The organism is Novacetimonas maltaceti, from assembly GCF_002906255.1.
Lineage (GTDB): Bacteria > Pseudomonadota > Alphaproteobacteria > Acetobacterales > Acetobacteraceae > Novacetimonas > Novacetimonas maltaceti.
In genome coordinates this window covers 1-9,031 of record NZ_POTC01000077.1, presented here as the reverse complement: position 1 = coordinate 9,031, position 9,031 = coordinate 1, and the positions used below count along the sequence as shown (strand labels likewise).

Here is a 9,031-nt window from a genome sequence, read left to right as displayed (position 1 = left end):
CTCAGAAGCTCCATGTCAATCACTCCAAAAACCCCCCAGCAGATGATGCCGGGGAGTGTGAAGGCATGGGTCAAATCTCGATGAAAATTTCCGCCCTACCCGGGTCAGTTCTCAGTGAAAATCAACATATCCCCTTCCTTGAGCCAGGCGAGGCACGTCTTGAGGCCAGGGCGATCGTCGCGGGCACCAGAGGCCTTGTCGGAATGAATGTGGCGTGCATCGACGCCAGCCGCGATCAGCGCATCGCGCTGGAGATCCACTGACTGGCGTTCGTCGGCTGAGGACACTCGCATATAACCGACCAGCATGTACGACAAACCTCATCAGAAGAGTTTCCGCACAGTAATGCAAAGCGACATGGTTTGTCGTGCAGTTTTTGCTACCTTGGCGGCTATCTTTTCCCGGCAAGAAAAAAATGACGGAAAACACCTGTTTTCCGTCATATACCCTCAGCATCCGACCTTAGCGTATATCTGTGCCCGTTCTATGTACCGACCCCTGGTGATCCTGTATTCGGCCCGATTGAGTGCCGCGCGCGACCGTAGGTCCAGCCGGTTGCGCAAGACATCCTGTTGATCCGGATCGTTGGAATTGGTGGGATAGGTATAACCGCGCCCCGGATCGCCGGTACTCATGGCGGCCGCGAATTAGCGACCGGCCCGGATGGCGTCGCGCATCTCGCGGCGCAGGTCTTCGAGCGAAATCACGCCCCGGATATAGCGTTCGTTCGCCTCTTCAAGAACCGGATCATGGACGTATCCCTGCCGGTAGTTTGCCGCCCGGGCTTCCTCGACGGCGCGACGACGCTGCGCGGATTCTTCTGCGCTGATCGGTCTGGCGGAAAGGGTCTGTCCCATCACGCTCGCTCCTGACTGGTAAGCGGTCATAATAGCCGATTTTGCAAGCGGAACCAAGAATTTATGGGGATGGTGTCGCCGCGTGTCTGCATCTTGCGAAGCAAATATGGGAGGGTAAACCCGTCACGCGACGACACGATAGCATGTGCGCGAACGGGCCTGAAAAAGCAAGTGAAGAGCCGCCCGAAGACGGCTCCCCTCCCCTGCTTATTTCCGGTCGAACGGATCTTCTCCCTCCCACTGGTCGGCCGGTGGAGCATCGGCCCCCTGCCCGCGCTGCTGTGCGGGACGGCCCTTGAATTCGAAATCCGTCGGATCGACGTACCAGATCGTGACATCATTGGTTGCGCCCTGCGGCCGGAAAGTGGCCGAACGCAGATCGCCCCGGACCTCAACCTGCCGCCCCTGTGTCGCATTCTTTTCGACATACTCGGCGCGCTTCTCCTGCCGGAGATCGACGCGGACTTCGACCCATTCGGTCAGCTCGCGCCAGCCGGTTTCGGACTGCTGCGAACGCACATTCTTCGAGCACGCTACGCGGAAAACCACATATCCGCCGCCGTTGCCGAACGTCTTGCGCGTCGCATCCTTGCCAACACGACCAGAGAGATTGATGGATGGGAACATGGTTAGGCTCCTTCAATGATTGATAAGTGTGAGGCAGAACATCAGCGCGACGAAGCTGCCAAAACAGCAACAGGCAAGAGCGCCACAAAGAAGACAGCGCGGGTTTTCCAGAACGCCTTCTGACGGAGCCTCTGGGACTTCCGACAGATACGCGGCGGCAAAGAAAACAAAGGTTAAAACACCGAATACTCCGGCGAAAACAGACAGATAGACATCTGACATAGGGTTTACCCTCCCTCCACCGAGCGGCTGGGGACTGGCCCCGGCTTTCCGCCCGGTGTCCTTATTATATACACGATATAATAAGAGAGAGGCAAGAGAAAAATGCAGTTTTTCACACAGAAAATGGCGGTTTACCGCCAAAAATTACCCTTGCATCCGCCCCCTCAAAACCCCAGCCTTTCGTTCGACCTGCCAGCGGCAGGGCGAAAGGCAGCCCAGCGACGCCTTTCGTCCCGACACCTTCAGATCCGCCGGCAACGCAGCGCAGGTCTAGGGGTCATCTCAGGGGACCCGTCTGCACGGAGCGACCAAAGGGAGCGCAGGAAGATGGGGTGGATGATCCCCTAGACCGGAGCGAGGCTGCTGGCACCAGCGCAGCCCCCCTTGGGGGGGCGAGCACCGGGGGGACATATCGGGCTTCCGATCGTTACCCGGATGGGCGGAGACAGACGGCGACCGCAGCGCAGCGCAGGGCGGCGGCTGGCTCCGGTGAGTTGGCCGGGAGACAGGTGCAGCGCACCTGGCTCGCGGCCTTACGAACTAGAGCGGAGATCAAGCCCCCGAAAAAACCCGCACGCATCATCAGAACAGGTCATCTAGGGAACAGGAAGAAGCGATCTGATTTGTAAAACCTGATTAAATGGCGGTCTGGTGCAGTTTTAATTGAGAAAAATGTAATTTTCTGCGAAATTTCTGTTCCCACGAACAGGGAATCACAGCCATGAAGAGACTGTTTATTGCGATCGGGGCAGCAATGATCGGCGGTGCTGTTTCGTATTCACCGGCCGCCCATGCGGAGCCCTGTGCGGCTTTGTTGTGCATGGCCGGAATGCCGGCGACAGGTGCAGGTTGCAGCGGCCCGGTCGGAGAATTTTTCAGTATTCAGGTATGGGGCTTTTGGGGATACGAGCCAGGTGCAACGGCAGCAAGGCGTGCCGCGTTTTTGAACTCGTGCTCCGGGGCGGCGGCCAACGAAGCAGTCGTGCAGAGGATCATCGGGACGTACGGGACACTGCTCGCTGCGCCATGACGAAAGACGCGGTTCCCCTCATGGTGGCGCATGTCATGAGAGGAACCGCGAAGGCGGACGTGGGATGACAGGCCGATCGCTGTTAGTCGGCCAGTGCCGGTCGCCATTGCGCGATGATCGCGGCGAATTCCGGGCCAAGGGCAGGATCGAGCTGATCGGGGTAATTGCCGGCCTGACCAATCAGACCGAAAACGACTGTCATATCTTCCACGATGGCCCTATCGAGCGCCCATAGCGACGTGAGATCAAACGATCCGCACGATCCTGCATTCCACCATGCCAGCAGGAAATCCGCGACACGCCGCGATTGTCCGGTGTCACCCTTTGCAATTTTAATCAGGCGTGCCAGCGCCGCCCGTTCACTGTCCTGTTTCGCGGTCATGGATCTTTTCCGTGGTTTGTTGGTTTGAACTGGCGGGCTGTGAGCGTCACCCCACAAAGGGTTTCCAGGTCCATTTTGCGGTCAGGTCTTCGTCATCAATCTCGAAGCCCATCTCCTTCAGTCCGGTCAGGACCATGTTCACGAGGCGCATTCCCGGATGCTCGCGCATCCAAAGTTCTGCCGCTACGCGGACATAGACCGGCAGGCTGACGGAGAGCCCGACCAGCTCGCCCGTGTCGTCGCCCGTATGCGGTTTGAGACGCCGCTTGCGTTCGGGTACCAGATCCTCGGGCTCCACATGCACGCCGATCGTCTTCAGCGCCTGAAGGATGGCGCAGCGCATGGAGGTGTCGTTATCGTTTACATACTCTTCGAGCTGCCGGCGCACGGCGGGCTTGACGCGGAACAGCGTCAGGCGCGGGGTGCGATCAAGGACAGGGACAGCAGACGCGGATTCAGACATCGAAACTCTTTCAAGGCACAGATCCTCTCCTTTAACATATATCGGATATAATAACGAGAGAGCCGGCCGCCCGCTGCCGTGGGCAGGGTCAAACATGCGCCTCTCCGAGATAGATGCCATAGCGGGGCCGGATCTTCGATCCGGGCCGCAATTTCTGGTCCATTGCCCATAGGGAAACCGACATGCCGCGCCTGCGCGCGAGCTGCACGGCCGACCGTGCTGCCGTGTCCCGGCTTTCCTTGACGGCCAGGACCGACAGGTCCGGGCCGGCCAGATAGACATGGCGATGCTTCGCCACCCGTCGCGGCGCGAGGTAGGTCATGACACCAGCCCTCCCATACGCGATGACACCCGGCACGCACGCTCTAGCCCGGCCAGAAGATCCGCGAGGACCTGGCGGGGCAGGGGGTGGGTGCCAAGCGCCACGATCCGGCCGCCCTCCATCTGGACGGGCAAGCGGACCGACCCCACGCAGATATGTGCGGGAAAGGGGCCATCGGCGCCGACCGGGTATCCCGGCCGGGCAACAGACATCCGCTCATAGCGGCAGACGAGAGCTTCGTATCTCACGCGATCAGTCATCGCTTCATCCTTTTATATCCGCGATATAATAGAGACACGGACGTTCACCACGATCGTCCGTGCTTGCTGGTCTAGTCGCCCAAGTGAGCTTCCCCGGCTGGCTCAGCGTCATCAGGGGGCGGTTCCCGCAAGGCGGCATCGACCAGTGACCTGAGCCGCCATACGGGGACCATGATCCGGAAGGCCATCCCGTATGAATCGGCCGCGCTTTGCACCCATGAGCGGATACGCTCGACCGGCGCATTCTCTGCTTTCATCGCCACGGCCAAGCTCATGAGATGGGCCATCAGCTCGTCCAGCTCGAACTCAACCACGCGCAGGGCATCTTCGAGACTATGTTCGGCCAGTTTTTCAAAATCTGCCGAAATATTCTGGCGTTCTGCTTCCTCTGCCAGTTTGGCTTCCAGATGGGCCACGGCATCGACATAGCTCGTAAGATCCATCAGGACCATTTTCGCTTCGGTCCGTGCATCGACCATGATGCGCAGGGCAAGAACCGCGTCTGCCACGGGTCCGGTTCGCTTGCCATTCGCAGGACTGTCATCTGTCTGCGTCATGCTGTGCTTCCGGCCCGCATTTATTGACGATATGGCATTCATGCTGCGGTCCTCCTGACGAAATCACAAGAAAAACCCGTTTGTTTTTTGAATCGTTTCAGTCGATACGCAGCCCCGTGCTGTCGATACGGGAAAGAACGGTATCTGTTGTCATCCAGCCCGCCACCCGACCGAAGCCGATGAAGGGGACCAGGACGGTATAAACAGAGTCCAGATCGTAGCTGGTGCGCTGGTCCCGTGGACCTTCCCACAGGCATGACAGCATCAGCCCCTCGATCTCGGTGCCGTCGCTGCCGATGGTCGTGACCCACAGATCCGGCAGGACGGCGGCTTCGCAGGCGCGAACGCGGCCCTTACGGGTCCAGTAGGCCATCAGATCCGGCTTTGTCTTCATCGCCGAAATCGTGCTGTATTCGTCGCGATCCAGCCGGATCAGCGGCAAGGTATTGTGAAGAGGCGATACCTGTTTTTCGGCGTGGTCTTCCTTGGACATAGGGCTATCCTCCCTGTGCGACGGATCGAACGGTTTTATCCTCCCGGCCCGCCTCTAATATATACGAGATATAATAAAGAGGGTTCAAGAGAAAAATGAAATTTTTCTCGCGAATGGTGGAGAGGCCGGCAAGACGGCCTCTCTCCCGGATTCAGGCGCAGGCTGCCTGCTCTTGCTCGGCCAGTATCTCGGCATGGAAGGCTTCCATCGCGCGCTGGCTTTCTTCAGGGTCGATCAGGTAGGCATGAAAGCCGGTGAGGACGGTAAAGCCCGCCGCTTCCAGCGCCTGTTGTACCTCGGTGATACCCCATAGGGCACTCGCATACTCGGCCTCTTCGCGCTGCTCGTCGGGGACATATTCCAGGCCGCATGATGCGGCTTCATAACGGGCGATCGCGTCGTCCTCGGGGTCATCATACACGCCATACCTGATGCTGAGATCGACGGTCATGGAACTGGTGGCCTTGGCCTGTTTCATCGCATCTTCGAAGTGCTGGACATAATACATCCGATCACGCAGCTCGTTTCGGGTCGCATAGGAATCTTCCGAGGTATCATCCAGCCGGTCGGACAGGCGGCTGTACCATGCCTGCGTGTCGGTGATGGCGCGATCAAGAACGTCTGCCGGATTGGGGCGAGGTGGCATCTTTTTGGAGCGGAACAGAAAGCCCATCAGACCGGAAAGAAGTGACATAGGTTTACCCTCCCATGTTCGGACGGGGAGGGGGACGATCCCCCCACGTTTTCCCGCCCGGTGTCTCTATTATATACACGATATAATAATGGAGAGGCAAGAGAAAACGGCAGTATTCCGCCAAAAATTACCCTTGCATCCGCCCCCTCAAAACCCCAGCCTTTCGTTCGACCTGCCAGCGGCAGGGCGAAAGGCAGCGCAGCGACGCCTTTCGTCCCGACACCTTCAGATCCGCCGGCAACGCAGCGCAGGTCTAGGGGTCATCTCAGGGGACCCGTCTGCACGGAGCGACCAAAGGGAGCGCAGGAAGATGGGGTGGATGATCCCCTAGACCGGAGCGAGGCTGCTGGCACCAGCGCAGCCCCCCTTGGGGGGGCGAGCACCGGGGGGACATACCGGGCTTCCGATCGTTACCCGGATGGGCGGAGACAGACGGCGACCGCAGCGCAGCGCAGGGCGGCGGCTGGCTCCGGTGAGTTGGCCGGGAGACAGGTGCAGCGCACCTGGCTCGCGGCCTTACGAACTAGAGCGGAGATCAAGCCCCCAAACGCAGATCGCACAAGCACCCAGCCTGTGCGGCATCAGTGCGAAAATTGGCCAATTCAGGATACACCAGAGGATACGGAACAGGACACGTTAGAGGATACGATAGAGGATACGGCGGCCGGTAGGCCGCCCGGCTACTCTTAGCCCGCGAAGCGGGCTTCCGGTTCGGCGCGCGGAAATGGGGGCATATCGCCCCCGGAGTCAGATGTCTTTGCGTTCGCCCTCCCATGCCCTCAACGGCGAGTTGCCCTCCCTTCCGCAAAAGGGGCAGGTGGCCGGGTCGGGTGCGGGGTCGATGCCTTCATAGGTCCAGCCATTGCCACATGACAGACAATCATAATCGGCCCCGGCAAGTCTGCTCTGGTGTGAGAGGGCTTTGACGGCCGAGGCGATATTGTCGAACATCTGATAGCCGACATCCTGCGGTGTCCCGACGTGTGAGCGGACAAGGGCGGCGGCTTCGTCGAAGCTCAAGGGGCGCTCGGTGGGAATGGTCTGCGCAATTTCGAATGCTTCGCTCATGGGTGACGTTCCATCCTGAAGGGTAGGGGGGCACGCCTCGGGTGAGGCGTGCCGGATGACGGGATCAGGCGGCGTCCTGCATGAATGCTCCGCCTCCTTTCAGCCGGGCCATTTCCTCGTTGAGACGCCACAGGGCGCGGTTGATCTTCACGTCCGCATCAATGGCTTTGACTTCGCGGGTGGACACGCGACGGCGGCGGCCGTTGGCATCGCGCCCCCATGCCCGGAGACCGCCCCGGATGACGTTTTCCTGCACCACGTTTCCGACGGTCCACAGATCGGAACCGAGATCATCACGGCGGCGCGGGGCCAGAAGCTGGCGCGGCTCGATCGGGGTTTCGGCTTCCTCCCCGAAGCGGATTTCATGGGCCGCCCCGGCAAGGATCATCTGTTCGTCATGGTTCAGGGTGACACCGGACCAAGCGTCTGCGGCTTCAACCGCGCGGCAGCTCTCGGACAGCACCTTGAAGCTGCCCTCGATGACCTGCGCCATCACGTCGCCCTTGTGGTGGACGGACACGGAAGCAAGCTCCCGATCTGACACCATCAGCCCGTTAAGGCAGACCAGACGCATCAGCCCGGCCATGACCTTATAGGCGCTCGTGCCGTCATGGCTGTTGACGAGCACGACTTCCGGATAGATGCCGCCGACCTTGCGGACGGTTCCGGCTTCGCCCTTGTGACGGAAGCGGATCAGGTGCTTGGTAAAATCCGCCTTGCCCGGCACGCGCGAACCGCCCTGCTTGGCATAGACCGGCTCGAAGCCTTCTTTCCGCATTCCCGCGAGCACTTCATAAGTGGGGATGTAGGCGTATCGGTCGCTGCGGCTCTCGTGCTTGTCTTCCGCGAAGATGGACTTCGCCAGATGGCGCAGGGCTTCGTCGGACAGCGGATCGCGGCCGAGATTGCCGGAAAAGCGAGAAGAAACGAAGTGATTCATGGGTTTACCCTCCCGTGGCCCCGGTGATGGGGGAGACCGTCTCCCTCCTTTTCGTCCGGTGCCCTTATTATATACGAGATATAATAAGGGTCTGGCAAGAGAAAAATGCAAAAATTCTCCGGAAAAATTCCCGTTCAGCACGAAAAAACCGCTTGCATCCGCCCCCTCAAAACCCCAGCCTTTCGTTCGACCTGCCAGCGGCAGGGCGAAAGGCAGCGCAGCGACGCCTTTCGTCCCGACACCTTCAGATCCGCCGGCAACGCAGCGCAGGTCTAGGGGTCATCTCAGGGGACCCGTCTGCACGGAGCGACCAAAGGGAGCGCAGGAAGATGGGGTGGATGATCCCCTAGACCGGAGCGAGGCTGCTGGCACCAGCGCAGCCCCCCTTGGGGGGGCGAGCACCGGGGGGATATACCGGGCTTCCGATCGTTACCCGGATGGGCGGAGACAGACGACGACCGTAGCGCAGCGCAGGGCGGCGGCTGGCTCCGGTGAGTTGGCCGGGAGACAGGTGCAGCGCACCTGGCTCGCGGCCTTACGAACTAGAGCGGAGATCAAGCCCCCGAAAGATAGCTCTCACACATTCCAATGACCGGGAAGGTTTCAAGATAACTACCAATTATTTCAGCAAGTTTATCTTTTGAGATGGTCAATTTCTGACCGAACGACGGCCTCTTCTACGAATAAAGTGGTGATGAAATGTACGACATCATGGGTAACAAAATCCTTTTTGTTGGGAGTGTAAGCCTTTCAGTTGTAGGCGTTCTAGTGCTGTTTATTGGAGCCCTCTACAGGGAAAAGAGGGTTATATTTAACGGGGCTGCGCTTGTGCTGGGAGCGGCACTTTTCCTTGCGGGTGGCATTATATTGTCGCCGAAGAAAGCGGCTTCAGAACCGTTGTCGCAATTCGTCCAGGCACATCAGCCAGATCGCGGAACAGTGTCAGGTTGATAGCAAAGACGTGGAGAGACGCCCGATGAAGACTTCCGGACTAGGGCCTGTTAGGGCTTGATCCAGTCTGCTGCGGCAGCGATGTGGATGACCGCGAGGAACGACGTTGCTGTTTTTTCATATCTGGTTGCGACAGCGCGCCACTCCTTGAGGCGAGCCCAGAGG

General features: G+C 59.5%; 15 protein-coding genes. 1 reads left to right on the top strand and 14 read right to left on the bottom strand.

Going from position 1 to position 9,031, the window contains the following annotated elements; translation table 11 throughout:
- Nucleotides 1-104: 104 nt before the first annotated feature.
- The 4 genes from KMAL_RS15355 to KMAL_RS15335 form a co-directional block, all read right to left on the bottom strand.
- Nucleotides 105-293 (bottom strand): recombinase family protein, encoded by a 189-nt coding sequence (locus KMAL_RS15355; protein ID WP_275403678.1) that lies wholly within the window; start codon nt 291-293, stop codon nt 105-107.
- Between the two features lie 354 nt (nt 294-647).
- The gene (locus tag KMAL_RS15345; protein ID WP_007284575.1) at nt 648-857 is read right to left on the bottom strand and encodes an antitoxin VbhA family protein; all 210 of its coding nucleotides are present in this window, start codon (nt 855-857) and stop codon (nt 648-650) included.
- A 207-nt stretch (nt 858-1,064) separates the two neighbouring features.
- Nucleotides 1,065-1,484, bottom strand: a complete 420-nt coding sequence (locus KMAL_RS15340) for a single-stranded DNA-binding protein (protein ID WP_007284576.1) — start codon at nt 1,482-1,484, stop codon at nt 1,065-1,067.
- Between the two features lie 12 nt (nt 1,485-1,496).
- A complete protein-coding gene (locus tag KMAL_RS15335) occupies nt 1,497-1,706 on the bottom strand; it encodes a hypothetical protein (protein ID WP_007284577.1) in 210 nt (69 codons plus the stop codon).
- A 721-nt stretch (nt 1,707-2,427) separates the two neighbouring features.
- Here KMAL_RS15335 and KMAL_RS15320 point away from each other — a divergent pair.
- Nucleotides 2,428-2,736 carry a hypothetical protein gene (locus KMAL_RS15320; protein ID WP_062810079.1) on the top strand — a complete coding sequence of 103 codons (309 nt, stop codon included), beginning with the start codon at nt 2,428-2,430 and terminating at the stop codon, nt 2,734-2,736.
- A gap of 82 nt (nt 2,737-2,818) precedes the next feature.
- Here KMAL_RS15320 and KMAL_RS15315 read toward each other — a convergent pair whose 3' ends face one another.
- The 10 genes from KMAL_RS15315 to KMAL_RS15260 form a co-directional block, all read right to left on the bottom strand.
- Entirely contained in the window at nt 2,819-3,118 is a 300-nt protein-coding gene (locus KMAL_RS15315; protein WP_058989470.1) for a DUF7673 family protein, read from the bottom strand.
- A gap of 46 nt (nt 3,119-3,164) precedes the next feature.
- The gene (locus tag KMAL_RS15310) at nt 3,165-3,581 is read right to left on the bottom strand and encodes a hypothetical protein (protein ID WP_007284693.1); all 417 of its coding nucleotides are present in this window, start codon (nt 3,579-3,581) and stop codon (nt 3,165-3,167) included.
- A gap of 88 nt (nt 3,582-3,669) precedes the next feature.
- A complete protein-coding gene (locus tag KMAL_RS15305) occupies nt 3,670-3,903 on the bottom strand; it encodes a hypothetical protein (RefSeq protein ID WP_010665809.1) in 234 nt (77 codons plus the stop codon).
- On the bottom strand, nt 3,900-4,163 hold the full coding sequence (locus KMAL_RS15300) for a hypothetical protein (protein ID WP_239020176.1): 264 nt from the start codon (nt 4,161-4,163) through the stop codon (nt 3,900-3,902). Before KMAL_RS15300 ends, KMAL_RS15305 begins: the two co-directional genes overlap by 4 nt.
- A 71-nt stretch (nt 4,164-4,234) precedes the next feature.
- The gene (locus tag KMAL_RS15295) at nt 4,235-4,720 is read right to left on the bottom strand and encodes a hypothetical protein (RefSeq protein WP_231105603.1); all 486 of its coding nucleotides are present in this window, start codon (nt 4,718-4,720) and stop codon (nt 4,235-4,237) included.
- Between the two features lie 97 nt (nt 4,721-4,817).
- Complete coding sequence (locus KMAL_RS15290; RefSeq protein ID WP_007284689.1) at nt 4,818-5,213, bottom strand: hypothetical protein; 396 nt, start codon at nt 5,211-5,213, stop codon at nt 4,818-4,820.
- A 151-nt stretch (nt 5,214-5,364) separates the two neighbouring features.
- Nucleotides 5,365-5,907, bottom strand: a complete 543-nt coding sequence (locus tag KMAL_RS15285) for a hypothetical protein (RefSeq protein ID WP_062810081.1) — start codon at nt 5,905-5,907, stop codon at nt 5,365-5,367.
- Between the two features lie 747 nt (nt 5,908-6,654).
- Complete coding sequence (locus tag KMAL_RS15275; protein ID WP_010667381.1) at nt 6,655-6,975, bottom strand: hypothetical protein; 321 nt, start codon at nt 6,973-6,975, stop codon at nt 6,655-6,657.
- A gap of 64 nt (nt 6,976-7,039) precedes the next feature.
- The gene (locus KMAL_RS15270) at nt 7,040-7,915 is read right to left on the bottom strand and encodes a DUF932 domain-containing protein (RefSeq protein WP_058989467.1); all 876 of its coding nucleotides are present in this window, start codon (nt 7,913-7,915) and stop codon (nt 7,040-7,042) included.
- Between the two features lie 1,001 nt (nt 7,916-8,916).
- A partial coding sequence (locus KMAL_RS15260; protein ID WP_146044241.1) for a transposase occupies nt 8,917-9,031 on the bottom strand: 115 nt, incomplete at its 5' end.